The organism is Microbacterium foliorum (assembly GCF_006385575.1).
Classification (GTDB): Bacteria; Actinomycetota; Actinomycetes; order Actinomycetales; family Microbacteriaceae; genus Microbacterium; species Microbacterium foliorum_B.
Genome location: NZ_CP041040.1, coordinates 2803179 through 2829545 on the forward strand (window position 1 = coordinate 2803179; position 26367 = coordinate 2829545).

Sequence of the window (26367 nt, forward strand, 5' to 3'; positions counted from 1 at the left end):
CGTCCTCCTGAAAGGTTGCCGATCCCTGAAGGACGGCTGAAAGAACAGGCTAACCCATAAGAGGGGCCGGAGAATCTCCGACCCCTCTTATGAAGTGGTTACTTGACGGATCCGCCGGCCGCCACGATCTTCTGCTCGGCAGAACCCGAGACCTTGTCGACCGCTACGGTGAGCTTCACGGCGATGTCGCCGTTTCCGAGAACCTTGACCTTCTCGTTCTTGCGAACGGCCCCCTTGGCGACCAGGTCGCCGATGGTGACGTCGCCACCCTTGGGGTACAGCTCCGCGAGCTTCTCCAGGTTCACGACCTGGTACTCGACGCGGAACGGGTTCTTGAACCCGCGCAGCTTCGGGGTGCGCATGTGCAGCGGCATCTGCCCACCCTCGAATCCGACGCGAACGGTGTTGCGAGCCCGCGTGCCCTTGGTACCACGACCCGCAGTCTTACCCTTGGAGCCCTCACCGCGACCGACACGGGTCTTCGCGGTGTTGGATCCGGGGACCGGACGCAGGTGGTGCACCTTCAGCACGCCGGGGCGGGATGCCGGAGCATCCTTCTTCGGCGCAGCCTTCTTCGCAGCAGGCTTCTTGACGGCGTCGGCCTTTGCCGAAGACGCCTTCGCAGGTGCCTTCTTGGCGGCGGGCTTCTTCTCGGCTGCGGCCTTGGGAGCGGCAGCCTTCTTCGTGGCCTTCTCGGCCTCGACGGCTTCGTTCTTCTCAGCCATTAGTCGATCTCCTCAACCTTTACGAGGTGGGCGACGGTCTTGACGTAACCGCGCGTCTGCGCGTCGTCGGGGCGAACGGTGGTGTCACCGATGCGCTTCAGACCGAGGCTGCGCAGCGTGTCACGCTGGTTCTGCTTCTCGCTCACCTTGGACTTGACCTGCGTGACCTTCAGGCGCGCAGCCATCAGGCACCTACCTTCTGTGCGGCGATGGCGTCTGCCTCCGCACGGACGAGACGCGCGGGTGCGACCTGATCGAACTCGAGGCCACGACGTGCGGCGACCGCACGGGGCTCCTCGAGCATCTTCAGGGCCGTCACCGTCGCGTGCACGATGTTGATCGTGTTCGACGAGCCGAGCGACTTCGACAGCACGTCGTGGATACCGGCGCACTCGAGCACGGCGCGGACCGGACCACCGGCGATGACACCGGTACCGGCAGCGGCCGGACGAAGCAGGACGACGCCTGCTGCGGCCTCACCCTGCACGGGGTGCGGGATGGTGCTTCCGACGCGCGGAACGCGGAAGAAGTTGCGCTTGGCCTCTTCGACACCCTTCGAGATCGCCAGAGGGACCTCACGGGCCTTGCCGTAGCCGACGCCCACCAGACCGTTGCCGTCACCGACGACCACGAGAGCGGTGAAGCTGAAGCGACGACCACCCTTCACGACCTTCGAGACGCGGTTGATGGTGACCACGCGCTCGAGGAACTGGTTGTCCCCACGGTCGCGGGAGTTGCGGTCACGGCCACCCTGGTTGCGGTCACCACGGCCACCGCCGCGGCGGTTGTCGCGCTGAGACGGCTCTGCCTGCGTGGTGCCGGTGGCAGTCTCGGAAGTGGCAGCTGCCGCTTCGGTCACTTCGTTCTCCTTGTTGTCACTCACAGTGCCAGACCCCCTTCGCGGGCGCCGTCGGCGATGGCGGCGACACGACCGGCGTAGCGGTTGCCGCCACGGTCGAACACTGCCTCGGAAACGCCGGCAGACTTCGCACGCTCGGCGAGAAGCTCGCCGACCTTGCGGGCCTTGGCGGTCTTGTCACCCTCGAGCGAACGCAGGTCGGTCTCGAGCGTCGATGCCGACGCCACGGTGTGACCCTTGCTGTCGTCGACAAGCTGCACGAAGACGTGGCGAGCCGAGCGGTTGACGACGAGACGCGGACGCGACTCGGTGCCGACGACCTTCTTGCGAAGGCGGGCATGACGACGCGCGCGGGCGTCAGACTTTGACTTGAGAGCCATGGTTACTTACCACTCTTTCCGGCCTTGCGACGCACGATCTCGCCGGCGTAGCGCACGCCCTTGCCCTTGTACGGCTCGGGCTTGCGGATCTTGCGGATGTTCGCAGCTGCCTCGCCGACAGCCTGCTTGTCGATACCACTGACCGTGAGCTTGTTGGTGCCCTCGACCGTGAGCGTGATACCGGCGGGCGGGTCGATGAGGACCGGGTGCGAGAAGCCGAGGGCGAACTCGACCGAGCTGCCCTTCTGCGCCACTCGGTAACCGGTACCGACGACCTCGAGACCCTTGGTGTAGCCCTGGGTCACGCCGATGATGTTGTTGTTGATGAGCGTGCGGGTCAGGCCGTGAAGCGACCGGGACTCGCGCTCGTCGTCGGGACGGGTGACGAGAACCTGGTTCTCCTCGACCGCGACCTCGATGGGCTTGGCGACCGTCAGGGTGAGCTCACCCTTGGGGCCCTTCACCGCGACCTCACGGCCGTCGACCGAGATGGTCACGCCCGCGGGAACGTCGATGGGAAGTCGTCCAATACGCGACATTTTCGATTACCACACGTAGGCGAGAACTTCTCCGCCCACGCCCTTCTGCTCTGCCTGACGGTCGGTGAGAAGACCGGAGGAGGTGGACAGGATGGCCACGCCGAGTCCGCCGAGGACCCTGGGCAGCTCGGTGGACTTCGCGTACACGCGAAGGCCGGGCTTCGACACGCGCTTGATGCCCGCGATCGAACGCTCACGGTTGGGACCGTACTTCAGCTGCAGGGTGAGGTTCGTGCCGACGCGAGCGTCAGACGTCTCCCATCCGGCGATGTAGCCCTCCTGCTGGAGGATCTCGGCGATGTGCGTCTTGAGCTTGCTCGACGGCAGGGTCACGGAATCGTGATGCGCCGAGTTCGCGTTGCGCAGACGGGTCAGCAGATCTGCGACCGGGTCTGTCATTGTCATTGTTGTTTTCCTTTGTTCATGAGGTTCCGGCTGCCGTTACACGACAGACGGCCTGCGATGACACGCAATCTTCAATTGTACGGGATCGGGCGGGGCGCTGTGCGCCCCGCCCGAAACCGCTTACGCCTTGGCGTCTTCCGTACGGAAGGGGAAGCCGAGGTGACGCAGAAGCGCGCGACCTTCATCGTCCGTCTTCGCGGTGGTGACGACAGTGATGTCGAAACCGCGAACCCGGTCGATCTTGTCCTGATCGATCTCGTGGAACACGCTCTGCTCCTGGAGACCGAAGGTGTAGTTGCCGTTCCCGTCGAACTGCTTGCCCGACAGACCGCGGAAGTCGCGGATGCGGGGCAGAGCGAGCGAGACGAGACGGTCCAGGAACTCCCACGCACGGTCACCACGGAGGGTGACGTGTGCGCCGATGGCCTGGCCCTCGCGCAGCTTGAACTGCGCGATCGACTTGCGAGCCTTCGTGACGAGCGGCTTCTGACCGGTGATCTTGGTGAGATCGTCGATCGCGCCGTCGATCACCTTGCTGTCGCGGGCCGCTTCACCGACACCGGTGTTCACGACGACCTTGACCAGACCGGGGATCTGCATCACGTTGGTGTAGCCGAACTCATCCTGCAGCTTCTGCTGGATCTCGGCCTTGTACTTCGCCTTCAGGCGGGGCTGGATCTTGCCAGCCACCGCAGCGTCGGTGGTTGCCATCAGAGGTCCTTACCTGACTTCTTCGCGTACCGCACACGGACGGTGCGCTTGACGCCGTCCTTGGTCTGCTCCTCGACCCGGTGGCCGACCTTGGTCGGCTTCTTGGTCGAGGGGTCTACGAGTGCGACGTTCGAGATGTGGATGGAGGCCTCGACAGTCTCGAGGCCGCCCGTCTTGGTGCCACGCTGCGTCTGACCGACGCGCGTGTGCTTGGTGACGTAGTTCACGCCTTCGACGATGATGCGGTTCTTCTCGGCCAGGATCTCGAGGACCTTGCCCTGCTTGCCGCGATCTCCGCCACGCTCCTGCGTCGCTCCGGTGATGACCTGAACCAGGTCACCCTTCTTGATCTTCGCCATGACTTAAATAACCTCCGGCGCCAGCGAGACGATCTTCATGAACTTCTTGTCACGAAGCTCGCGACCGACCGGTCCGAAGATACGGGTGCCGCGGGGCTCCCCGTCGTTCTTCAGGATCACGGCGGCGTTCTCGTCGAACTTGATGTACGAGCCGTCGGGACGGCGCGTGGACTTGACCGTACGGACGATGACGGCCTTGACCACATCGCCCTTCTTGACGTTGCCGCCCGGGATCGCGTCCTTGACGGTCGCGATGATGGTGTCACCGAGACCGGCGTAACGACGGCGCGAGCCACCGAGCACACGGATGGTGAGCAGTTCCTTCGCGCCGGTGTTGTCGGCGACCTTGAGGCGGGATTCCTGCTGGATCACTTGGCCTTCTCCAGAATCTCAACCAGACGCCAGCGCTTCGTGGCGCTGAGCGGGCGGGTCTCGTTGATCAGGACGAGGTCGCCGATGCCGGCGGAGTTCGCCTCATCGTGCGCCTTGACCTTCGAGGTGCGGCGGATGACCTTGCCGTAAAGCGGGTGCTTCACGCGGTCCTCGACCTCGACCACGATGGTCTTGTCCATCTTGTCGCTGATGACGTAGCCACGACGCGACTTGCGGTACCCACGGGCATCCGCATCGCGAACATCGTGTGCTGCGTGCTCAGCCTCGACGGCAGCTTCCTTCTTGGTGGCCATCACTCAGCCTCTTCCTTCACGGCGTCGTCAGCGGAGTCCGCCTTCTTCGCCTTCGACTTGGTCGCCTTCTTGGCCGGAGCCTCGACGGGAGCGGGCGTCGCGCGGATGCCCAGCTCACGTTCGCGGATCACGGTGTACAGGCGCGCGATGTCGCGCTTGACGGCGCGGATGCGGCCGTGGCTCTCCAGCTGGCCGGTGGCCGACTGGAAACGGAGGTTGAACAGCTCCTCCTTGGCCTTACGCAGCTCCTCAACGAGGCGCTGGTCTTCGAACGTGTCGAGCTCTGCCGGAGCGAGCTCCTTGGTGCCGATCGCCATTACGCGTCGCCCTCCTCGCGCTTGATGATGCGTGCCTTGAGAGGCAGCTTGTGAATGGCACGGGTCAGTGCCTCGCGAGCGAGTTCCTCGCTCACGCCTGAGACCTCGAAGAGGACGCGACCCGGCTTGACGTTGGCGACCCACCACTCGGGGGAACCCTTACCGGAACCCATGCGGGTCTCGGCAGGCTTCTTCGTGAGGGGACGGTCGGGGTAGATGTTGATCCACACCTTGCCGCCACGCTTGATGTGACGCGTGACCGCGATACGAGCGGACTCGATCTGACGGTTCGTCACGTAGGCAGGCGTGAGCGCCTGGATCCCGTAGTCGCCGAAGGAGACCTTCGTGCCACCAGTCGCCTGGCCGCTGCGACCGGGGTGGTGCTGCTTACGGAACTTGACCTTGCGGGGAATAAGCATCAGGCAGACGCTCCTTCTGCGACAGGGGCCTCGTTGCGCGGCGCGCGGCGGCGGTCGCCACCACGGTCGTCACGACGGGACTTCGGGGCGTTGGCCTGCTCGCGAGCAAGCTCCTTGTTGGTCAGGTCACCCTTGTAGATCCAGACCTTCACGCCGATGCGGCCGAAGGTGGTCTTCGCCTCGTAGAAGCCGTAGTCGATGTTCGCGCGCAGCGTGTGCAGCGGCACACGACCCTCGCGGTAGAACTCCGAGCGGCTCATCTCGGCGCCGCCGAGGCGGCCGGAGACCTGGATGCGGATGCCCTTGGCGCCAGCGCGCTGCGCGCCCTGGAGACCCTTGCGCATCGCACGACGGAACGCCACGCGAGCAGAGAGCTGCTCGGCGATGCCCTGTGCGACGAGCTGAGCGTCGGCCTCGGGGTTCTTGACCTCGAGGATGTTCAGCTGGATCTGCTTGCCCGAGAGCTTCTCGAGGTCGCCGCGGATGCGCTCGGCCTCGGCGCCACGACGACCGATCACGATGCCCGGACGGGCGGTGTGGATGTCGACGCGGACGCGGTCACGGGTGCGCTCGATCTCGATGTTCGAGACACCGGCGCGGTCGAGCTGCGTCTTCAGCAGGTTGCGGATCTTGATGTCCTCGGCGACGTAGTCGGCGTAACGCTGACCGGGCTTCGTCGAGTCCGAGAACCAACGCGACACGTGGTCCGTGGTGATGCCGAGGCGGAAGCCGTACGGGTTTACTTTCTGTCCCATTACTTGCTCGCCTTCTTGTTGCTGTCGCTTGCGACGGCCGGGGCCGCCTCAGGCGTCGAGAGCACGACCGTGATGTGGCTCGTGCGCTTCTTGATCTGGAAAGCGCGACCCTGTGCACGGGGGCGGAAACGCTTGAGCGTCGACCCCTCGTCTACGTAGGCGTTAGCCACGTACAGGTCCTGCTCGTCGAGGTACTCGCCGTCACGATCCGCCTTGACCTGCGCGTTGGCCATGGCCGACGCGACAAGCTTGTAGATCGGCTCACTGGCGCTCTGCTGCGCGAACTTCAGGATCGCCAGAGCCTCCTGGGCCTGCTTGCCCTTGATGAGCGCGACGACACGACGAGCCTTCTGAGGGGTCACGCGGATGTGTCGCACGCGTGCGATGGACTCCACCATTTCTCTCTCCTCTATCGCCACCGCGTCAGCGGCGGCGGCCCTTCTTGTCGTCCTTCTCGTGGCCGCGGAAGGTGCGGGTGGGCGCGAACTCGCCCAGTTTGTGGCCGACCATGGTCTCGGACACAAACACGGGGATGTGCTTGCGACCGTCGTGGACCGCGATCGTGTGACCCAGCATGGCCGGGATGATCATGGACCGGCGAGACCAGGTCTTGATGACGTTCTTGGTGCCGGCTTCGTTCTGCACGACCACCTTGCGAAGCAGGTGATCGTCGACGAAGGGGCCCTTCTTAAGACTGCGAGGCATCTTCTCTTACTCCTACTTACGCTTCTTGCCGGCGTTACGACGACGCACGATGTACTTGTCGCTTTCCTTGTTGGCGTGACGGGTACGACCCTCAGCCTGGCCCCACGGGGAGACGGGGTGACGTCCACCGGACGTCTTGCCCTCACCACCACCGTGCGGGTGGTCGACCGGGTTCATCGCGACACCACGGACGGTCGGGCGAACGCCCTTCCAGCGCATGCGGCCGGCCTTGCCCCAGTTGATGTTCGACTGCTCGGCGTTGCCGACCTCGCCGATGGTCGCGCGGCAGCGCGAGTCGACGTTGCGGATCTCGCCCGAGGGCAGACGCAGCTGGGCGAAGTTGCCATCCTTGGCGACGAGACGGACGGATGCACCGGCCGAACGTGCCATCTTCGCGCCGCCACCGGGACGGAGCTCGATCGCGTGGATGACGGTACCCGTCGGGATGTTCTTCAGCGGGAGGTTGTTACCCGGCTTGATGTCGGCACCAGCACCCGACTCGATGACGTCGCCCTGCTTCAGCTTCGCCGGCGCGAGGATGTAGCGCTTCTCGCCGTCGAAGTAGTGCAGCAGCGCGATGCGAGCCGTGCGGTTGGGGTCGTACTCGATGTGAGCGACACGGGCGTCGACGCCGTCCTTGTCATTGCGACGGAAGTCGATGACGCGGTACTGGCGCTTGTGGCCACCACCGATGTGACGGGTCGTGATGCGGCCCTGGTTGTTGCGACCACCGGTCTTCGAGAGCGGGCGCAGCAGCGACTTCTCCGGCGTCGATCGGGTGATCTCGGCGAAGTCAGCCACCGACGAGCCGCGACGGCCCGGGGTCGTGGGCTTGTACTTGCGAATAGCCATTATTGTCCTTATCCCCCGGATCAGCCGATTGCCGTGAAGATGTCGATGGTGCCCGACTTCAGGGTCACGATGGCACGCTTGGTGTCCTTGCGCTTGCCTGCGCCGAAGCGGGTGCGACGAGCCTTGCCGACGCGGTTGAGGGTGTTGACCCCAGCGACCTTGACGCCGAAGATCTTCTCGATGGCGAGCTTGATCTCGGTCTTCGAAGCGCGCGGGTCGACGAGGAAGGTGTACTTGCCTTCGTCGATGAGACCGTAGCTCTTCTCGGACACGACCGGCTTCAGGATGATGTCGCGCGGGTCCTTGTTCAGGGCCGTCTGGAGAACAGCTGCCTGCTCGCTCATGCGGAGACCTCCTGGTTGGCGCCGGACTTGGAGGCGATGAAGCCCTCGAGCGCGGCCTGGGTGAAGACGATGTCGTCGGAGACGAGCACGTCGTAGGCGTTGAGCTGGTCGAACGTCAGCACGTGCAGGTTCGACAGGTTGCGGATGCTCTTCAGCGTCACGTCGTCGTTGCGCTCGATGACGACGAGAACGTTCTTCGACGAGACGACGTTGGTGAGGAAGTTCACCGCGGTCTTGGTCGAAGGCGTGCCGTTGATACCGAAGGACTCGATGGCGTGGATGCGGTCACCGCGGAAGCGGTCGCTGAGCGCGCCCAGGAGGGCGGCGGCGATCATCTTCTTGGGGGTGCGCTGCGAGTAGTCGCGCGGCTTGGGGCCGTGCACGATTCCACCGCCGGTCATGTGCGGCGCGCGGATCGAGCCCTGACGGGCGTTACCCGTGCCCTTCTGCTTGAAGGGCTTGCGGCCGGCACCCGAGACCTCACCGCGACGCTTGGTCGAGTGGGTTCCCTGGCGAGCCGCCGCGAGCTGCGCGACGACGACCTGGTGGATGAGCGGGATGTTCGTCTTGGCGTCGAACAGCGCGGCGGGAAGCTCGATCGAGCCAGCCTTCTTGCCGTCTGCGTTGAGGACGTCAAGCGCGAGAGTGGAGTCAGCCATGATCAGGCACCCTTCACTGCGTTGCGGACGTAGACGATACGGCCACGAGCACCGGGGACGGCGCCCTTGACGAGCAGCAGACCCTTCTCGATGTCGACGGCGTGCACCGTGAGGTTGAGGACGGTCACGCGCTCGCCACCCATTCGGCCGGCCATGCGCATGCCCTTGAAGACGCGGCTCGGGGTCGACGATGCGCCGATCGAGCCGGGCTTGCGGTGGTTGCGGTGCGAACCGTGCGAAGCCGAGACGCCCTTGAAGTTGTGACGCTTCATGACACCGGCGAAGCCCTTGCCCTTGCTCGTGCCGACGACGTCGACGAGCTGGCCTGCTTCGAAGGTGCCGTCGACCGTGAGCTCCTGGCCCAGCGAGTAGTCGCCGGCATCCGCGGTGCGGATCTCGGTGACGTGACGACGCGGCGTGACGCCGGCGGCCTCGAAGTGAGCGGTCAGCGGCTTGTTCACCTTGCGCGGGTCGATCTGGCCGTAGGCGATCTGAACGGCGTTGTAGCCGTCCTTCTCGGGGGTACGGATCTGCGTGACCACGTTCGAGGCGAGCTCGATGACGGTGACGGGAACGAGCTTGCCGCTCTCGTTCCAGACCTGGGTCATACCGAGCTTGGTGCCCAGCATGCCCTTGGAAATCTTGGAGTTGATATCAACCATGTCCGACCTCAGAGCTTGATCTCGATGTTGACATCGGCAGGCAGGTCGAGACGCATCAGCGAGTCGACGGCCTTGGGCGTCGGGTCGATGATGTCGATCAGACGCTTGTGGGTGCGCATCTCGAAGTGCTCGCGGCTGTCCTTGTACTTGTGGGGCGACCGGATGACGCACACGACGTTCTTCTCGGTCGGCAGGGGCACGGGTCCGACGACCGTTGCGCCCGCGCGGGTCACCGTGTCGACGATCTTGCGTGCGGACGTGTCGATGACCTCATGGTCATACGACTTCAGGCGAATGCGGATCTTCTGTCCCGCCATTGTCTGCTCTCTCTCTTTAAGCGTCTTACCGACCTGGGCCGGGTGACCCAGGGGCATTGGACGCACGTCGGCGCTGTTCGCGCCTCGGCACTCAGACGGCTCTCGCGAGTCGATCTGCTGCACCACTGTTCTGCTGTCATCCCGCACGCTTGTCAGCGATTGGGTGTCCGACCTCCGCCGCGCACGGTGAAGCCCTCGTGATGAAGATGTCGGGATCGTTCTGCCACCCGCGGCCTAGGTCCCTGCGCGTCTGCGCCGCCTATGCACTGTCGTGATGGTGATCCGGCCACGCTGAGCGCGCCGGAATGTCGAACCTGTCTATTCTGCCACGGCCGATTTCACTTGCGCAAACCCGGGCGTGTCGCATTCGCTGTGCATCCCCTGAGCACGTCCGTCCGCAGCCGGATCACGGCCGCGGCGATGCCCCTGTCGATCGTCAGAAGGAGGGTGAGAGCGGGGCGAGGCATCCCCATGCCTCGCCCCGCTTGGGGAGGGCGTTCAGTGCGAGGGGGCACACCGAACGCGAGAAGCCCGGCGTGAAGGGACGCCGGGATCCTCGACCGAGGGCGCGGCGAAGCGACCGCCGCGCGGGCGGGATGACGTCTGAGCGCACAGAGTGCGCGCGTCGCACGATGATCCCCAAAATCGTTATCCCCAGTTTGACGCGGCGAACCGCGTGAATTCAGGACGTCGAACCCCTTCGACATCCCTGATCGCAAGTTCCCCAGGCGATCTTCACCCATTCTAAGGGGAGACCGCCCTGAAACGCGATACCGCCGGACGGAATACCGGATGCCGGATGCAGAGGAGCGGCGACTCCCCCGATGGAGGAGCCGCCGCTCTCGGTCTCAGTCGTGAGTCCTACTCGTTGCCGACGGCCTTGTCGGCGGTGTCGCGGATCTCGTCGATCTTGTCGGCGGCCCCAGGTGCGATCTTCTTGGCGAAGTCGGCGACGCCGTCGAGCACCTTGTCGCTGATGTCCTCGGCCTGCTCGCTCTTCACAGCCTCGGCGATCTTGTCCTTGTTCTGCTCGTACAGATCTTTGCCCTTGTTGACAGTCTCATCGATACCCATTGCGGGCCCCCTTGTATCTGTTCTGATGCGCCGGATCCCCGACGCACGTTCATTCTGCACGTGATCGGGTGTCCGGCGGAAGTATTTCAGACGGGGACGCCACCGGACGCCACCCTCCGAGGATGCTGCGCCGGCACACGAGGGGGACGCCGGTCCTACGACTGCCAGTAGTTCTTCTTCACCAACACCTGATGAACCTTTATACCGGCATTGAGGGCTCGGATCTGGGCGTATAGACGGAGGGGCCCTGAGAGGAAGTAAGGCAGAGAATATTCGCCAAAGGTTGCTGAGCCTGCGGTCGTGGCAGAGGTCGCGGGGATTTCGAGCACGGGTTGAGCTGAGGTGCTCACGACGGCTCCGCTCGAGTTGAGGCTCTGAGCGAGGACGCGGACCTGGAAGCCCTTCGTGACGCCGGTAGCGCTGAGATAGATCGTGAGGTCGCCCGTCTCTTTGACCGCCGCGCTGCTCTCAGCCAACCAGATAGATCCTGGAGCCACGGGAATGCGCATCCAGGAGTTATGTGGAATGACGACGTTCCAGGTGTACTTCGTCGATTTGTGAAGGGGCACGGGGTCCTCCGGTGGGGGTTGGTACGGACCGCCTTCGACGTAGTTCTCGAAGTCGACCGAGTTGGTGAATCCCAATTGGAGAGGCGTTCCGCCGATCCAGAGGGACACGTGGACATGGGGGCCATAGCCCGTTTCGCTGCCGAAGCCAGACGCGCCGGAATACGCGATCACCTGCCCACGCGTGACACGGGCTCCCAACGGGACAGTGCTCGACTGCAGGTGCAGATAGCGGATGTAGTTGCCGTCGTCGGTTCGGAGCGCCAGGTAGCGCCCGGTGGCGGTCGTCGTGGAGTCCTTGCGATCGACGATCACGCCGTTGGCGGCCGCCTGGATCTGCGTGCCGGTGATGACCGCATAGTCGGTGCCCGGCTCGCCAGACGGCGGGTTTCTGTTCTTGTGTCCCTGCCAGGAGCTCGAAATCGGGACGCTTCCGCACGGCCGAAGATAGGTCCCCGCCGCGGTCGCGCTCAGGTCCGGGGCGAAAAGATCCCACCCGACTGCCGAAGCGCCGATCGCCGTGCCCGCGGCCAACAGCATCACGCGCCGCGAGAAGATCGGCTGCGGCAAGTGCCTGGCCGAGGGTTCAGGGCGCTCCCCCGCGTCACACACTAGCGATCGCCGCCTTCGTTCTCGCCGCGGATCAGGTTCTCGATCTGCTCCTCGGGGAGCGGCTCGAGCGACGCAGACGACATGCCGAGCTCGGGCGCCGAAGGCGAACCGCCGATCGTGCACTGCGCCTGTGCCGGGAGCCCGGAGGCCTGCGCCGGAACCAGCACGAGCCACTCGGGCGAGACCAGTCGCTGCTCGATGCGGGTGTCTTCGATGGTGAAGGCGACGTCGGCCGGGAACGCCGAGAGCGTCGCGTCGATGCAGATCTTCGCCAGCTCGTCGCTGGAAAACCCGCCGAAGTCATCAGCCGGCGCCTGCGTCGACTCCGGGGTGGCCGTGGGCTCGGATGTGGATTCTGCGACCGACGGGGTGGGGTCAGGAGTCGAGGCCGTGGATGTCGGCACCGGGCTCGACGTGCTCGGCAGCGCAGCGCAACCCGAGGCACCACCGACGAGGACGACAGTCAGAGCACTCGCGGCGACACACCGAGCAAGGGGGGATCTCATGATTTTGAATGTACCCAGCGCCGGGCCTCAGCCGTGGATGCGACGCGGACAGTCGTCGGGAATCTTCGCGACTCGGGTTCAGTGCGCCGTGGCACCGGGGGCGACCACGGTGCGGATCGTGCGGAACAGGATGATGAGATCCTGCATGAGCGACCAGTTCTCGACGTAGTAGAGGTCGAGGCGGATGGTCTCCTCCCACGACAGCGAGGATCGGCCGCTCACCTGCCACAACCCGCTCATGCCGGGCTTGACGAGCAGTCGGCGATGCGCGAAGTCGTCGTAGAGCGCGACCTCCGAGGCACGCTGAGGACGCGGACCCACGAGGCTCATGTGACCGAGGAACACGTTGACCAGCTGGGGCAGCTCATCGATGGAGTGCCTGCGGAAGAAACGTCCGACTCTGGTGATGCGCGGGTCGTCGTTGATCTTGAACAACGGCGTGCCGGCGGCGCCCTGCAGGTCGAGAAGCGTCGCCAACTGGTCGTCGGCGTCGGCCACCATCGATCGGAACTTGAGCATGCCGAAGGTGTGTCCTCCGCGGCCGATCCGCTCCTGACGGAAGAAGATGCTTCCAGGCCCGTCGATGCGGATCGCGATGGCCGCGACGAGGAAGACCGGCGACAGAGCGGCCAGCAGCAGCGAGGATCCGACGATGTCGAAGGCCCGCTTGAGGAAGCGCTTGGCGCCTTCCATGCGTGGGAAGTCGACATGCACGAGGGGCAGGCCAGCGACGGGTGTCGCGTGCATGCGGGGCCCGGCGATATCCGTCAGCACCGGGGCCATGATGAGCTGGATGTCACGGTCGGACACCGAGTAGCCCAGGCGGCGCATCGTGAGCGGGTCGAGGTCATCGGACCCGACGATGATCAGCGCGTCGAAACGCACCTCGTCGAGCACCCGCTCGACGTTGGCGATGTCGCCGAGCACCTCGAAGCCCGAGATGTCTGCAGCGGAGGTCTTCTCGGTGATCACCCCGAGGATCTCGTACCCGCTGCTCTTCGCCCGTCGGATCTCGCGCCCCACGAGGGCGACCTTCGACGGCTCGCCGATCACGACCGCCCTGTGCAGATACTCGCCTGTCTTCTGCCGCCCGCGCAGCCACTGCCGGCACATCCATCGCGACAGCAGAAGGAGCAGCAGTCCCAGCGGGAAGACGACGGCGACGAGCGCTCGGGAGAGCTCCATGCCGAGGAAGAAAGCGACGGCGATCGTGATCGCGAACACACCGATCGACGCGTTGAAGATGCGACGGTACTCGTCTGCTCCGTGTCCGACGGTGTGGCGGTCCCGTGAATCCGCAACATCCAACGCGATCAACCAAAGGAAGCCGATCGACGCGAGCACCACGACGTAGGGCACTCGGGGCCCACTTGGCCACGAGACACCTGTCAACAGGCCCGGAAGCACCACGAGAGTAGAGATGATCAGCGTGACCAGCACCACGATCACGTCGTTGTAGAAGAGACGACTCGCGTACAGGCGAGTCCACGCTGCTCGCCGGGTCTTCTTCACGCGAGCCTGGGCCGTATTCGTCGACTCACGCGGGGCACTGAAGCCACCGTGCTCAAGTTGAACGACGACGACTCTCACCCCCTCGGCTGTACTGACGCCAGAACGCGAGCAAGTATATCGGTCCGCCCGGAGCCCGGGACAGACCTCAACCGCCGCAGCCGTCGGTGACGACGGGCTTCGCGCCCCGCACCATTGGGTTGGTCCTCACCTCTAGCGGGCCGTAGTCGCCATCCCCACCGACGAACGTCGCTGTGACATCGACCGAGTCGCCCGGGTCGAACCAGGCCTCGAACGCGACGACCGGCCGACCGAGATCATCGATGTCACGATGCATGACCGACACCTCGTCACCGTTGAAGGTCGCATCGGCCAGTGTGGTTCCCGGAGGGCCGTAGACGAAGATCCAGTCGCGGAACCGAGCGCCGAAGGTCATGCTCTGCACATAGCGCGGCAGCGCTTCAGCCTGCCGCTGAGTCAGGGGCAACGTCAGAGATGCGGTGGCGGTGAACGTCGCCGTATCTGCCTCGCACACCGCTGTGGCCGTCGTCGCGGTCTCCGTGAAGTAGTCGATCTTCGAGCCGTTGCTGTTGTTGAAATAGATGCCCATGGTGGTCACGTTGGCGTTGTCGGCCGGAAGCACACCACTGATCTTGGCACCTTCGATCGCGTCAGCCACCTGCTCGTCGTCGCTCCAGACCAGCACGCTGCCCTGCGACGCGCTCTCCGTGATCGCCCACAGCATGTCCTTCAGATCGAAGTCACCGGTCGCGATCTTGTCGAACACGGCCGCGGCCGTGTCGGCGAAGAATCCGTCGACGAGCTCGGGCTGCTCGTAGGAGTCCCAGCGCCCGTACACCTCGCTCAGCAGCAGCGAGACCGCATTCTCTTCGGAGAGGACCTCGCCCGAGGCGAGCTCGATCGGGCCCGTCGCCTTGAGGATGCGCCCCAGCGCCAGCGGATCGATCGAGATGACCCCGGCGATCTCATCGTCGGCGATGTCCCGCTGCCACCAGGCACGCATGATCTTCGCCGCGGTGGGGAAGTCGGGGCGGCTCATGCTCGTGTTGATGTGGTCGACGAGATAGCTCGTGTACAGCTGGATGGCGCTCGAGGGCACCTCCACGTCGACGGCGACGCCGTTCTGGTAGTTGCCGCTGTCGCCCTGCGCGCCGATCTCGATCGACCCCTCATCGACCTTCACGAGAGTCTGTGCGGCAGCGCTTCCCCCGAGCGCGAGCGTCTCAGCGTTGTTCTGGAAGACGAGAAGATAATTGCGCTCGCCGTCGCCTCCGAGCAGTTTCGGAAGAACGCCGATCATGGGGGCGGCCGCCGACATCACCTCGTCGACCTGATCGACGCCCTCGCGCACGACCGAGACGAGGAAGGGGGACTTGGAAACAGACTCCAGCCCGTCGGCGAGTTCGGTGATGTGCGTCGCCTGATCGTCGGTGGCATCGAGCAGCCGCTCCGTGATCGATCCGGTGGAATCCTCATTGCCCATCACGGGCAGCGCGACATCGTTGACGAGCGCATCGAGCGACTGTGCAGCGAGGCGCACCCCCTTGAGATTGTCGCCCACGACGGGGATCCACTCCATGGCCCACCATACCGGGTCGGATGCCGCGGCACCCGCGCTGGCGGCGTTCTCGGACAGCTCAGGGAGGACATCATCGACAGCGCCTCCACTCTGAATCTCCGCGATGAGATCTTGACTCTGGACGAGTCCGTCCTTCACCGTGATGGCACGCAGTCCGACCCAGCACACAGCGACGAGGAAGGCGATGATGACCAGGATGACAACGGTCCAGATTCGGCGCCGCCGACGCTGACGGCCCGGCCTCTGCTCGTCGACGCCCTGCGCATCCTGACGCTCTGCGCTCATGAAGGACTTACCTTTCGTGCTCTGAGGACCTGGTGAATTGTACTGGCGGTACCTGGGGCCGCTGCGATCGGACTCACTCCGACTTTGCTTCCGATGAGATGAAGACCGGAGAAGCGCCGAGGGTCAGCGTGACCTGACCGTCTTCCGGCGCGACCGACGTCGTGCTCCCGGACATGTCGGTGACCGTCAGGGGGACGTCGGACGCGAAGATGCGCTGCACCTCGCCCTGCTTCGCCCACGCGATGCGGGTCTCGTCGTCTCCCGACCCGAACACCTCGACCGTGGTCGTGTCATCCGATTCGTCCGAGGCGAAGGCCTTGTCGCGCAGCTGCGTGATCATCAGAGCCTGAGCGAAAGCCCCGGGCTTCGGTGCCAGAGCGACGACATCCGCTCGTGGCGAGTTCTCGTAGAGCCCGAAGTTCGCCTCGCCCGCGGCGGGGTCGGGAGTGTCATTGACGAGGTCGTACCAGAAGTACTTCTCGACCCCGTTGGCGAAGGCCAGAGTCTGGTTGCGCACCATCATCTGCCCCTGCTCGAGCAGGGAGACACCGTCGTAGTGCGTGGGGAAACCCATCTCGGTGACCCACACGGGTCGCGTCTCACCCGCGTACTGCTGCATATCGGCGTAGGACTGCTGCACGGTGCCGGCGATCAGATCGGCGTCGCGGTTGATCCACGACTCATAGGGGTGATAACTCGCCGCGTCGGTCACGGCCATGCCGCCGGCCTGCCAGAATCCGGCGAACCATTCGCTGTCGTAGAGGGCTGTGGACCCCGTGACGATCGGGAGATCCGGATACGCGGTGCTGACGTGGTCGCGGACGGACTGCGCGATGGGCACGTAGCACGCCGGCGCCGGGCCGCACGCGGTGTCGTTCTCGCGATGATTGAACTCGTTCAGCACCTCGAGACCCACGAGGTCGAATCTGTCGGCGACGGCCTTCGCATAGGCGCCGTAGGCCTGGATCGCCGCCTCGTTGCCTGGCGCCTTTCTGGCGCCGTAGAGCCTGTTGCCGTACACGACGAGGCCCAGCAGCTTCACGTCGTTCGCGTGCATGCGCTCGAACTCCCGCCCGTAATTCTCGTCCCACACGTACTGGCCGGCGACCTTCTCGTTGCGCTCCCATGAGATGTCGTTGCGGACCTCGGCGAAGCCGATCGCGGCTGCCAGAGAACCTGTGCCGATGAAGGGATCCTTCTCGACGTGGGCTCCCACTCCGAAGCGTCCGTCCTGAGTCACGGAGAAACCATCGGCGTCGATCACAGCGACGTCCGTCTGGATCTGGCGACCTGCGGAATCGTTGACGGCGACTGTGTAGTGCCCCTGGGATACGCCGGTCAACGGCAGAGCCGACAGCGGGCCCGTCGACCCGAACTCGCCGGTGATCGGCTCACCGCCCGCCGTCGACGTCGCACTCCACTGCACGGGTCCCTCGGCGAGCGAGACGGCGAGCACAGCGGATTCGTCGGTCATGACGAGAGAGTCGTTGACGATGCCCGCCGGAGTCTGCACCGCTTCGAACGAGCCGTTCGGAACGAGGTTGTCGCTGCCGACCGCGGTGATCGAGACGTCGTCGATCCCGAACCCTCGCACAGCGCCCGAGAGCACGACATCGAACGTCGATGCGGCTGCCTGATCGACCGCCGATGTGAACGGGAACTCGAGCGTCTCCCACTCGGCATCCAGCTCGGGAAGCGTGAAGGTCTGGCCTGCCGCAGTCAGGCGGACGCCCGTCTCGGTCTTCTCTTCGGCGAGCACCCGCACGGAGACGCTGAGCGTGTAGTCCGTGCTTGGAGCGAGCGCGACGGGAGCGGACGCAGCGATGATGTCCGCATCATCGGCCGGAGCATCCACCCGCAGAGACACAGCGCCCTGCGCGGCGTCTCCGACCTCGGGAAGAACCGTGCCGACCACTCCCCGGCCAGCGAGCGTCCATGCATCGATCGATGCCCGCGCGACGTTCGTGACAGGAACCACGGCCGGCGGTTCGGTCACGACCGGCTCGGGAGTGGCCTCGGGCGACGGCGATGCGTCGGCACGAGGCTGCGCCTGCTGTCCGGAGATCACCATCGCAGCCGCGGCACCCCCTCCGACCAGGAGCACGGTGACCGCGCTCGCGATGATGATCGTCTTCTTCGTCGCGCGCAGAGCCATCATGTCCTTCCCCCGGGTGTGTTCTTCCCAACATATCGGGTCGAAGTCGAGACGAAGCTGACAGCCGGTGGCGGCTCGTGCGCTGAGAACCTGCCTAGACTCGACGCATGCTTGCAGAGGCTCGGCCCCGACTGCGCGCCCGCGTGCCCTGTGGTGCGAGGTCGGCGCTGTGAGCGGTGTGCTGGTGCACGAATGGCTCGCTCCGCGAGGCGGCTCCGAGAACGTCTTCGAGGCACTCAGCCAAGTGTTCCCCGACGCCGCCCGCTTCTGCCTGTGGAACGAGAGCGAAGGCCGTTTCGTCGTCGACGGCGAGACGTGGTTGGCGCGCACACCGCTGCGCGGACGCAAAGCCGCAGCCGTCGGGCTGATGCCGCTCGCCTGGCGGACGCTTCCGAGCGTGGAGGCGGACTGGATCCTCACGAGCTCGCATCTCTTCGCACACCATGCGAGATTCGCGGGCGCCGGGCGCAGCGCCCCCAAGCTCGTGTACGCCCACACCCCCGCGCGGTACATCTGGAACCCCGAGCTCGATGTGCGCGGCGACTCGTTCGCCGCGAGGGCCGCGGCGAAGATGTTGAAAGGGCTTGATCGCAGGCGGGCCCAGGAGCCGATCGCGATAGCGGCGAACAGCGTGTTCGTGCAGAAGCGCATCGCCCAGGCGTGGCATCGCGAGAGCACGGTGATCCACCCTCCCGTCGATGTGGCCGGCTTTCTCCGTGCACCGGAACCGGACGAGCGAGACCACGACGTGCTCGCAGGCTTGCCGGAGACGTTCCTCCTCGGCTTCTCTCGGTTCATCCCCTACAAGCGGTTGGATCTCGTGATCGAGGCCGGCATCGCCGCAGACGTGCCCGTCGTGCTCGCGGGTGCGGGACCGGATGAGGCCCGTCTGCGCTCATTCGCCGAGGAGCGCGCACCCGGTCGGGTCTTCTTCGTGCGGTCGCCGGGTGCGGAGCTCTACCGGGCGCTGCTGCAGCGCTGTCTCGCCCTCGTCTTCCCCGCGGTCGAGGACTTCGGTATCGTCCCCGTGGAGGCCATGGCAGCAGGCCGACCTGTGATCGCCGCCCCCGTGGGCGGGACGGCCGAGACGATCGTCGACGGCACCACCGGCGCGTTCGTCGAGCACTGGTCGCGCGACGAGCTGCGCCGCGCGGTCGAGGTGGCCGCGGGCGTCTCACACGAGGCGTGCCGAACGCAGGCGAAGAAGTTCTCTGAAGCGGTGTTCGCCGGTCGCATCCACGAGTGGGTGACGGAGTCGGTCGACGGCGCCCGCCAGTCCGAGACGAGGAGCGCGTGACCGTTCTCGTCGACGACCGGTACCGCGGCGCGCACGGCATCGGCCGCTACGCCGCGGAGGTCCTCCCCCGGCTCACCCTCCCCTGGGAGCCCCTGCACCTCGGCGGCACCCCGTTCTCTCCGCTCGACGCGTTCCGCTCGGTGGGCGCGGCGGCCGCGCCCGATGCGCTCGTCTACTCACCGGGCTACGGCGCTCTCGTGCGCGCTCGAAAGCAGCTGCTCACGCTGCACGATCTCATCCAGCTGAGCAGTCCGGGGCTCGGCCGCTGGAAGTTCGCGGCGTACTACTCCGGCCCGGTCAGAGACGTCGTCCGCAGAGCAGGGGTCGTGCTCACCGTCTCCGAGACGTCGGCTCGAGCGCTTCGCTCATGGGTGAGGGATGACGACGTCGAGATCGTCAATGCCGGGAACGGATGCTCCGACGCCTTCCACCCGCGGGCAGGCTCGCTGCAGCAGTCGGACCCCTACGTGCTGTTCGTCGGCAACGGCCGGGCACACAAGAATCTCGACGTCGTTCTCGACGCGCTGGTCTCGGCGCGTGACGTGCGCCTCGTGGCTGTCGTCCCCGAGCGCGAGACCGCCGACCTCGAGGCCAGGGCGGCGCGCCGGCTCGTTGACGCCCGAGTGCGCTGGGTGAGCGGCGTCGACGACGAGAAGCTCGCGGATCTCTACCGGGGCGCTGCGGCGACCGTGATGCCCTCGACACTCGAAGGGTTCGGGCTTCCCGCCCTGGAGTCGATCCGCTGTGGCACACCTGTCGTGCACTGGGCTGGATGCGAATCGGTCGCGGAGATCGTCGGAGATCGCGGTCATGCGGTGGACTCCCCCGACGATGCGCACGAGTGGGCGAACGCGCTGACCGAGGCCGTCGCCGCCCAGCGACGGGTCGTTCCGCCACGGGGATACGACTGGGACCGCACCGCGGGGATCATCTCGGAGACGATCACCCGGCTGCTCGGCTGACTAGGCTCGGCGCGCCCGGATCGAGCGGAGGAAGTCCTCCAGTGAGTCCGTCTTGCGCTCCCACGATGCGGCAGACGAGGCTTCGCCGCCGGCGCGGTTCGGCGACGTCTGTGCGAGCGCGCGTTCGAGCGCGGCATCCGCGTCGCTGTCGTCGGTGTACACCTCGATGCCGAGATCGGATGCTGCGCGGATGCCGGGTGTCTCGCGCGCCACGACAGAGAGCCCGGCAGCGAGGTACTCGTAGAGCTTCATCGGGCTGCGGCCGGCGTTGAGGGGGCTGTCGGAGAGCGGCAGCAGACCGACGCGCGACGTGTGCAGCAATGCGGGGACCTCTGCGTAGGGAACGGGCCCGACGACGTCGACGTTCGACGGCACGGGCCGCGGCGGGCTGGCGTCGGGACCGGCGATGAGGAAATCGACATCCGGCCGTGCTCGCGCCCAGGCCTCGACGCGTTCCCAGTCGAATCGGGCGTCGAGCGCCCCGACGTAGACGCACCGCGCCGCACGGGGACGATGTTCGGCGACCTGCGGTGCGAAGCGGGCGACCTCAGCGCCGTTCTCCAGCACGAGCGAGGGGACGCGCAGCGCGCCGAGCCCTCGCAGGACTTCGTCCGATGTGGCGATCACGCCGTCGACCTCGTCGAGTATGCGTCGCTGCAGGGACTGCTTCAGCCCGTCGGGATACAGGTCTGTGGGGCGATAGATCACGCGATCCGAGAGCGATCGCACCGAACCGTCCCACAGCAGCGGCTGATCGATGAGCACGGCATCGAATCCTGCGGCGATGCCCTCGCGCTTCAGCATCCGAGCGACGCTGGGCGCCCCGACCGGCGCCGGCAGGGTCGTGCGTGGGACGACCTGCAGCACGCCGTCGTCGTCGCGCCGAGCGCGACCAGGTACGCCTGCCAGGTGCTGTCGATCCACACGTCCGGTCAGCCGATGGAGGAGGGAGATCGGTGTGCTCAGGTGCACGACATCCGCTCCGCGCGCGGAGAGCACACGGGCGTAGTGGTGACTGCCGACCCGGAAGGCACCGAACGGATGGCTGTGCGAGAGGAACAGGATGCGCGCGGGCGGGGCGCCGGCTCGCGCCGCTGCGTCGGTCATGCTCGCACCCTGCGCACAGCGTCGCGGATCTCGTGCTGGATGTCCTCGAGAGTCGCCGCCGCGATGCGCACGCGCTCGGAGACCTCCGCCGCGCGTTCCGGCGTCGGGAGAAGTGCCGCGCGCATGCGCGTCCGATCATCCGCAGACGAGTCGACGGAGACGCCGTGCAGCCCGATGGCCTCGAAGGCCTTCGTGATCTTCATCGTCGGTCGGGGAACCAGTTCGAGGGGAACCGCCCCGCTCAGAGCGGCGAGCACGAGAACGTGCATGCGGTCACTGATGACGATCTGCGCCGCGTCGTAGCGGTGACGCAGGCGCTCCTCCTGCGCGAGGGGGTCGGTGTCACCCCAGGGCTCGAACTCACCGCCGAGCAGCTGGGCGAGCTCACGCGCTCGGCTCTCGTCTTCGCGCACCTGCACGACGGTGCGGATCGCGAGCCCCGCACGCTCGGCCGTCTCACGCACCGCGCTGAGCCACTCTGCATCCGGCAGCGGGCGCGCGCCGCGCAGACTCACCAGCAGCTCGGAGCGCTCGCCCCACGGGAGTCCGGGGCGCGCGCCGGCCGAGAATCCGATGTCCGGTGCGAGGCGGCCGCATCGCGCAGTCGCCAGCGTCGACTCGTCGCGCCACAGCGTCACCTGCGAGAGACGGGCCGCCAGGCGATGAATGGCGAGAGCGGGCTGCGAGGGCGCCCGGATCCCGCGCGGCGGCCGGACGACGACCCCGCCCTTGACGCGGACGATGAGAGTCTCGACCAGGAAGACGAGCTCTCGGAGACCGTTGCCGCGATCGAGCGGGATCTCACCCGCTTCGAACACCAGCACAGGGCGACGCGGCGCCAGCACGAGAAGCCGGAGCCAGCGCGGCACCGACTTCTTGGTCCGCAGCACGAGCGCGTCACCTGGCAGGCCCAGTTGCGTCAGCCACACATCGGGCGCATCCCCGGTGTACGCGACCAGCTCGTCGCTCGTGCCCATCGCCCACGCGAGGGTCTCTCGGCGGATCAGCGCGTCACCGATGTTGCCTGCGGGGCCCGTGAGCGACACAAAGGTTCGGGTTGCGCGGGGCGCTCTGGACGATCGTGAATCCCGGCGGCGCATGAGGCAAATCTAGTCGCTTCCGCGATGCGGGCCGTGCGCGGACGCCCCTGGCGCCAGCGCGCCGTGACGATCAGGGGATGATCGTTCCGGTTCCGGGGTCTGTGCCGGTGCCTGGGTCGGTGCCGGTGCCAGGGTCCGTGCCGGGGTCTGTCGGCGGTGCCGGTGTCTCGGTCTCGACGGGAGGCGCGGGCTCAGATGGAACAACCGGCTCGGGCGCGGGCTCCGGCTCAGGTTCGCTCGGCTGCGAGGGACGCGGTTCGGGCCGGGGCTCCTCGTAGTCGGGCTCCTCGGTCTCGACCGGCAACACGCGGGCGACCGAGGCGGACGCGCTGACTCTTACCCCGTCGGCGTTCTCCGCGGTGACGGTGTAGACGACCGCCTCCGCCGCGCACGAGAACGGAACGGCTCGATCAGTGAGATTCGCCGGCAGCGCTGCGGCGATGGGGAGCTCGAGCGCGTCGACCTGCGCATCTCCTGCCCCGATCGCGACGCTCTCCGCGTCGTCGATCTGCCAGCTCAGCAGCACCTGTCCGTCTTCGGCCTCTTCGGAGGCGCATTCGACGGTTGCCACATTGGTGGAGAAGCTCTGGATCACCGGGTCCGCTGCAGAGGCGGTAGGCGCAGGCGTCGGGCGTGCGGACGGCTCCGGTTCCGCCGGAGCTGCGACGCTGCTCAGCGTTCCGATGATCGCACCCGCGGCGACGGCGAGGAGCACGGCTACGCCCGTCAGCGCCATCAGCAGCACACTTCGCTTCCTTGAACGCTGCTCAATCCGACGATGGCGATCGCGACGAGCGCGAGCGCGTGGCTCGTCTTCGGGCGAGGAGATCGCTACGGGCGCCGCTCCCGTCGAACGCGTCTTCGCAGAGCCTTCCGCGACAGAGTGCGCTTCGAATCCCACGGCGACCGGTGGTGCGTTCTCCGTCTTCGGCTTCGGCGCTGCAGCAGCCCCCACCGCGCCCGCTCCAGGCTTCTTGGACCAGGCAACGTACTCCGCTATGACCTCGCTGGCCGGGCCGTCGGCGATGAGTTCACCCTTGTGGACCCACAGCACACGTTCGCAAGTCTGTTTGAGCGAGCTTGTCGAGTGGCTCACGATCATCACCAGCCCGGCGCTGTCGCGAAGCTCATTGATGCGCTTTTCGCTCTTGGTCCGGAACCGTCGATCGCCCACCGCGAGCGCCTCATCGATGAGGAGAATCGAGTGCGCCTTCGCTGACGCGATCGCAAATTTCAGCCGCGCCGCCATACCCGAGGAGTACGTGCGCATGGGGTGATAGATGAAATCGTTGAGTTCTGCGAAGTCGGCGATCTCGTCAACTCGGCTCGCAGCCTCTTCGGGTGAGAAGCCCATGGCCAGCAGACCGAGCTTGATGTTGTTCTCGCCCGACAGTTCTGGGACGAGCGCAGCATTCACACCGAGCAGCACGGGCCGCTCGCGAGCGAAGATAGCGCCCTCGGATGGGGGTATCAGACCGCTCATCGCCCTGAACAGAGTTGATTTTCCGGAGCCATTGTGCCCGACGACACCGATCGACTCGCCCTCGGTCGCGGTGAAGCTCACCCCGCGCAAGGCGGGCACCGTCGTCAGATCCCGTCCGCCTCTAAACGAGCGCAGGCTCGTGAGAGATTCGCGGGCCGTCATCCTCTTGCCCGACGCGTACACCCGATAGTTGATGTGAACATCGTCGGCCACGATCATCGCGCGAGGTGCCGAGTCGACCGTGCCCGATTGCTGGCCGGGGATCAATAGGTCAGTCACTGAGGCCATACCTCGGTTCGCCCTGCCAGAAATATATGACGCCGCCAACGAACATGACCAGTGCCCAGATAGGAGCAGCGATCCAGGCGAGTAACGGAGCGGAGTACTCCGAAAGCAGAACGTCGCGTGAGAGAGAGATGAATTCGTAGGTCGGGACGAGGTGCATGATCGTCAGCAGCGTCGGGTAGTCGGCGAGTGCGCCATCAACGTTGAAGAAAATACCCGTCGCGTAGAAGAGCACGCGGTTGATGATCGGCACGACCTGTTGAATGTCTCGTGTCCGCACCGCGATTCGAGCTACTACGAGAGCCACGCCCAGATTGAATACGCCCATCACAGCGAGGATGGGGATGATGAGTAACCATGACCAGGAAATCGGCTCGCCGAAGATGAGCAAGAGAATCCCCAACAGCAGCACCACGGGCACCATCCGCATCGCCTGCTCCACGATCACGGCGACAGGGAGCAGAATGCGCGGAAACCCGAAGCTCTGCACGAGCTTGGTGTTGCTCGTGATCGCCTTCGAACCGTTTCCGAAACACCCGGTGAAGAACTCGAAGACGAAGATGCCGACGATGAGGTATTGCACGAAGTTCGCCGGGCGGGCCGGGCCCGCAAGCACGAAGTGGAAGATCGTTCCGTAGATGATCGCAAGCGACAGCGGCTTGAGCACGATCCAGAGCACACCGAGGCGATTCGGCAGCAGGCTGGAGATCAAGCGACTCCCCGCGAGCCTAACGGCGAAGGCACGAAGGCGCCACGTCTCCGAAAGGTAGTCGCTCAGTCGAGGGCGTGTACCCACCTCGGCCAGTCCCGCGGTCGAGGGCGCAACCATCGCTCCCATTCGGAATCCTCTACCTCTCTCTACCTTGACACGCGATATGGCCGCATCGAGGTGGCATATCGGATCATGTTACCCCACCGTTCGCGCCCGACGACTGTCGACCACTCAGTCGCGACCGTAGATGTCGCGGGTGTAGATCTTGTGGGCGACGTCGTCGAGTGCTTCGGTCGCGCGGTTGGCGATGATGACATCGGCCCGGGCTTTGAACTCGTCGAGATCGCGCACGACCTCCGAGTGGAAGAACTCGTCCTCGTCGAAGGACGGCTCGTAGACGACCACCTCGACACCCTTCGCCTTGATGCGCTTCATGATGCCCTGGATCGACGACGCGCGGAAGTTGTCGGACCCGGACTTCATGACGAGGCGATAGACGCCCACGGTGCGGGGCTCTCGGGCGAGGATGTCGCTGGCGACGAAGTCCTTGCGTGTGCTGTTGGCGTCGACGATCGCGGCGATGAGGTTCTGCGGCACCTCGGAGTAGTTCGCCAGCAGCTGCTTGGTGTCCTTCGGCAGACAGTATCCGCCGTAGCCGAAGGAGGGGTTGTTGTAGTGCGACCCGATGCGCGGGTCGAGTCCCACGCCCTCGATGATCTGCTTCGTGTCGAGTCCATGCACGACCGCGTAGGTGTCGAGCTCGTTGAAATACGCCACGCGCAACGCCAGGTAGGTGTTGGCGAAGAGCTTGATCGCCTCTGCCTCGGTCGACTCGGTGAGCAGCACCGGCACGTCGGTGGCGATCGCGCCCTCGAGCAGAAGCGCGGCGAAGGCCTCTCCGACAGGGCCCCTGTCGCCCACGACGATGCGCGACGGGTAGAGGTTGTCGTGCAGCGCGCGCCCCTCTCGCAGGAACTCCGGCGAGAAGACGATCGTCGCCCGCGGATGCTCCGCGTTCATCCGCGCAGTGAAGCCCACCGGCACAGTCGACTTGATCACGATCGCGGCGTCAGGGTTCACCGCGAGCACGGTGTCGATGACGTTCTCGACCGTCGAGGTGTCGAAGTAGTTGGTGACCTCGTCGTAGTTCGTCGGCGTCGCCACGACGACGAAGTCGGCGTTCCGATAGGCCTCCTCGGCATCGACCGTCGGTGTGAGGTCGAGCTCGTGGGTGGTGAGGTAGTCCTCGAGCTCGACATCGGCGATGGGCGAGACCCGGCGGGTGAGCATCTCGACCTTCACCGGGTCGATGTCGACGGCGAACACCTCGTGGTGCTGGGCGAGGATGACGGCGTTGGACAGGCCGACGTATCCGGTCCCTGCAATGGCGATCTTCATGCCCTCAGGCTATCCCGGCCCG

General features: G+C 65.8%; 33 protein-coding genes. 2 read left to right on the forward strand and 31 right to left on the reverse strand.

Features of this window, described 5'->3' with window-relative positions:
* Window positions 1-98: 98 nt before the first annotated feature.
* From rplO to FIV50_RS13685, 26 genes are all read right to left on the reverse strand, one after another.
* Window positions 99-725: a 50S ribosomal protein L15 gene (rplO, locus tag FIV50_RS13560; RefSeq protein ID WP_140037888.1), complete on the reverse strand. Its 627-nt coding sequence runs from the start codon at window positions 723-725 to the stop codon at window positions 99-101.
* Window positions 725-910, reverse strand: a complete 186-nt coding sequence (gene rpmD, locus FIV50_RS13565; RefSeq protein WP_140037889.1) for a 50S ribosomal protein L30 — start codon at window positions 908-910, stop codon at window positions 725-727. Before rpmD ends, rplO begins: the two co-directional genes overlap by 1 nt.
* Entirely contained in the window at window positions 910-1584 is a 675-nt protein-coding gene (gene rpsE / locus FIV50_RS13570; RefSeq protein ID WP_258184276.1) for a 30S ribosomal protein S5, read from the reverse strand. The genes rpmD and rpsE overlap by 1 nt, the downstream gene beginning before the upstream one ends.
* A gap of 20 nt (window positions 1585-1604) precedes the next feature.
* On the reverse strand, window positions 1605-1964 hold the full coding sequence (gene rplR, locus FIV50_RS13575; RefSeq protein WP_042538778.1) for a 50S ribosomal protein L18: 360 nt from the start codon (window positions 1962-1964) through the stop codon (window positions 1605-1607).
* A gap of 2 nt (window positions 1965-1966) precedes the next feature.
* Window positions 1967-2503 carry a 50S ribosomal protein L6 gene (rplF, locus tag FIV50_RS13580; protein WP_042538776.1) on the reverse strand — a complete coding sequence of 179 codons (537 nt, stop codon included), beginning with the start codon at window positions 2501-2503 and terminating at the stop codon, window positions 1967-1969.
* Between the two features lie 6 nt (window positions 2504-2509).
* Window positions 2510-2908: a 30S ribosomal protein S8 gene (rpsH, locus tag FIV50_RS13585; protein WP_140037891.1), complete on the reverse strand. Its 399-nt coding sequence runs from the start codon at window positions 2906-2908 to the stop codon at window positions 2510-2512.
* A gap of 120 nt (window positions 2909-3028) precedes the next feature.
* Window positions 3029-3619, reverse strand: coding sequence for a 50S ribosomal protein L5 (gene rplE, locus FIV50_RS13590; RefSeq protein ID WP_042538772.1), 591 nt, complete (start codon window positions 3617-3619; stop codon window positions 3029-3031).
* Window positions 3619-3978: a 50S ribosomal protein L24 gene (rplX, locus tag FIV50_RS13595; protein WP_140037892.1), complete on the reverse strand. Its 360-nt coding sequence runs from the start codon at window positions 3976-3978 to the stop codon at window positions 3619-3621. The genes rplE and rplX overlap by 1 nt, the downstream gene beginning before the upstream one ends.
* A gap of 3 nt (window positions 3979-3981) precedes the next feature.
* Window positions 3982-4350 carry a 50S ribosomal protein L14 gene (gene rplN / locus FIV50_RS13600; protein WP_042538766.1) on the reverse strand — a complete coding sequence of 123 codons (369 nt, stop codon included), beginning with the start codon at window positions 4348-4350 and terminating at the stop codon, window positions 3982-3984.
* A complete protein-coding gene (gene rpsQ, locus FIV50_RS13605) occupies window positions 4347-4664 on the reverse strand; it encodes a 30S ribosomal protein S17 (RefSeq protein ID WP_042538763.1) in 318 nt (105 codons plus the stop codon). Before rpsQ ends, rplN begins: the two co-directional genes overlap by 4 nt.
* The gene (gene rpmC / locus FIV50_RS13610) at window positions 4664-4981 is read right to left on the reverse strand and encodes a 50S ribosomal protein L29 (protein ID WP_017829202.1); all 318 of its coding nucleotides are present in this window, start codon (window positions 4979-4981) and stop codon (window positions 4664-4666) included. Before rpmC ends, rpsQ begins: the two co-directional genes overlap by 1 nt.
* Complete coding sequence (gene rplP / locus FIV50_RS13615) at window positions 4981-5400, reverse strand: 50S ribosomal protein L16 (RefSeq protein WP_042538761.1); 420 nt, start codon at window positions 5398-5400, stop codon at window positions 4981-4983. Before rplP ends, rpmC begins: the two co-directional genes overlap by 1 nt.
* A complete protein-coding gene (gene rpsC / locus FIV50_RS13620) occupies window positions 5400-6155 on the reverse strand; it encodes a 30S ribosomal protein S3 (RefSeq protein ID WP_042538759.1) in 756 nt (251 codons plus the stop codon). Before rpsC ends, rplP begins: the two co-directional genes overlap by 1 nt.
* Window positions 6155-6553, reverse strand: coding sequence for a 50S ribosomal protein L22 (rplV, locus tag FIV50_RS13625; protein WP_140037893.1), 399 nt, complete (start codon window positions 6551-6553; stop codon window positions 6155-6157). Before rplV ends, rpsC begins: the two co-directional genes overlap by 1 nt.
* Window positions 6554-6578: 25 nt before the next feature.
* Complete coding sequence (rpsS, locus tag FIV50_RS13630; protein ID WP_017829205.1) at window positions 6579-6860, reverse strand: 30S ribosomal protein S19; 282 nt, start codon at window positions 6858-6860, stop codon at window positions 6579-6581.
* Between the two features lie 12 nt (window positions 6861-6872).
* Complete coding sequence (rplB, locus tag FIV50_RS13635) at window positions 6873-7712, reverse strand: 50S ribosomal protein L2 (protein ID WP_042538755.1); 840 nt, start codon at window positions 7710-7712, stop codon at window positions 6873-6875.
* 20 nt (window positions 7713-7732) lie between these two features.
* Window positions 7733-8056, reverse strand: a complete 324-nt coding sequence (rplW, locus tag FIV50_RS13640) for a 50S ribosomal protein L23 (RefSeq protein WP_042538754.1) — start codon at window positions 8054-8056, stop codon at window positions 7733-7735.
* The gene (rplD, locus tag FIV50_RS13645; RefSeq protein ID WP_140037894.1) at window positions 8053-8715 is read right to left on the reverse strand and encodes a 50S ribosomal protein L4; all 663 of its coding nucleotides are present in this window, start codon (window positions 8713-8715) and stop codon (window positions 8053-8055) included. The genes rplW and rplD overlap by 4 nt, the downstream gene beginning before the upstream one ends.
* 2 nt (window positions 8716-8717) lie before the next feature.
* Complete coding sequence (rplC, locus tag FIV50_RS13650) at window positions 8718-9377, reverse strand: 50S ribosomal protein L3 (RefSeq protein ID WP_056312872.1); 660 nt, start codon at window positions 9375-9377, stop codon at window positions 8718-8720.
* Between the two features lie 8 nt (window positions 9378-9385).
* A complete protein-coding gene (rpsJ, locus tag FIV50_RS13655) occupies window positions 9386-9694 on the reverse strand; it encodes a 30S ribosomal protein S10 (protein WP_005050520.1) in 309 nt (102 codons plus the stop codon).
* An 861-nt stretch (window positions 9695-10555) separates the two neighbouring features.
* Window positions 10556-10768 carry a hypothetical protein gene (locus FIV50_RS13660; protein WP_042538748.1) on the reverse strand — a complete coding sequence of 71 codons (213 nt, stop codon included), beginning with the start codon at window positions 10766-10768 and terminating at the stop codon, window positions 10556-10558.
* Between the two features lie 155 nt (window positions 10769-10923).
* Complete coding sequence (locus FIV50_RS13665; RefSeq protein ID WP_140037895.1) at window positions 10924-11904, reverse strand: M23 family metallopeptidase; 981 nt, start codon at window positions 11902-11904, stop codon at window positions 10924-10926.
* A 41-nt stretch (window positions 11905-11945) separates the two neighbouring features.
* Window positions 11946-12452, reverse strand: coding sequence for a hypothetical protein (locus FIV50_RS13670; RefSeq protein WP_140037896.1), 507 nt, complete (start codon window positions 12450-12452; stop codon window positions 11946-11948).
* Window positions 12453-12530: 78 nt separating this feature from the next.
* Window positions 12531-13964 carry a sugar transferase gene (locus tag FIV50_RS13675; protein WP_258184277.1) on the reverse strand — a complete coding sequence of 478 codons (1434 nt, stop codon included), beginning with the start codon at window positions 13962-13964 and terminating at the stop codon, window positions 12531-12533.
* A gap of 145 nt (window positions 13965-14109) precedes the next feature.
* Window positions 14110-15846: a DUF4012 domain-containing protein gene (locus FIV50_RS13680; protein WP_140037898.1), complete on the reverse strand. Its 1737-nt coding sequence runs from the start codon at window positions 15844-15846 to the stop codon at window positions 14110-14112.
* A gap of 73 nt (window positions 15847-15919) precedes the next feature.
* Window positions 15920-18004: a glycosyl hydrolase gene (locus FIV50_RS13685; RefSeq protein WP_140037899.1), complete on the reverse strand. Its 2085-nt coding sequence runs from the start codon at window positions 18002-18004 to the stop codon at window positions 15920-15922.
* Between the two features lie 166 nt (window positions 18005-18170).
* On the opposite strand from FIV50_RS13685, the gene FIV50_RS13690 reads away from it, so the two are divergent.
* Both FIV50_RS13690 and FIV50_RS13695 read left to right on the forward strand, forming a co-directional pair.
* Window positions 18171-19298, forward strand: coding sequence for a glycosyltransferase (locus FIV50_RS13690; protein ID WP_140037900.1), 1128 nt, complete (start codon window positions 18171-18173; stop codon window positions 19296-19298).
* A complete protein-coding gene (locus FIV50_RS13695; protein ID WP_140037901.1) occupies window positions 19295-20260 on the forward strand; it encodes a glycosyltransferase family 4 protein in 966 nt (321 codons plus the stop codon). The genes FIV50_RS13690 and FIV50_RS13695 overlap by 4 nt, the downstream gene beginning before the upstream one ends.
* Here FIV50_RS13695 and FIV50_RS13700 read toward each other — a convergent pair whose 3' ends face one another.
* The 5 genes from FIV50_RS13700 to FIV50_RS13720 all read right to left on the reverse strand — a co-directional run bounded on the left by FIV50_RS13700 (window position 20261) and on the right by FIV50_RS13720 (window position 26345).
* Window positions 20261-21367, reverse strand: a complete 1107-nt coding sequence (locus FIV50_RS13700; protein WP_140037902.1) for a glycosyltransferase family protein — start codon at window positions 21365-21367, stop codon at window positions 20261-20263. It abuts the gene before it with no gap.
* Window positions 21364-22413: a polysaccharide pyruvyl transferase family protein gene (locus FIV50_RS13705; protein ID WP_140037903.1), complete on the reverse strand. Its 1050-nt coding sequence runs from the start codon at window positions 22411-22413 to the stop codon at window positions 21364-21366. The genes FIV50_RS13700 and FIV50_RS13705 overlap by 4 nt, the downstream gene beginning before the upstream one ends.
* A 124-nt stretch (window positions 22414-22537) precedes the next feature.
* Complete coding sequence (locus FIV50_RS17690) at window positions 22538-24229, reverse strand: ABC transporter ATP-binding protein (RefSeq protein ID WP_258184278.1); 1692 nt, start codon at window positions 24227-24229, stop codon at window positions 22538-22540.
* On the reverse strand, window positions 24222-24947 hold the full coding sequence (locus FIV50_RS13715; RefSeq protein WP_181164224.1) for an ABC transporter permease: 726 nt from the start codon (window positions 24945-24947) through the stop codon (window positions 24222-24224). The genes FIV50_RS17690 and FIV50_RS13715 overlap by 8 nt, the downstream gene beginning before the upstream one ends.
* Before the next feature lie 231 nt (window positions 24948-25178).
* Window positions 25179-26345: a nucleotide sugar dehydrogenase gene (locus tag FIV50_RS13720; RefSeq protein WP_140037905.1), complete on the reverse strand. Its 1167-nt coding sequence runs from the start codon at window positions 26343-26345 to the stop codon at window positions 25179-25181.
* Window positions 26346-26367: the final 22 nt, after the last annotated feature.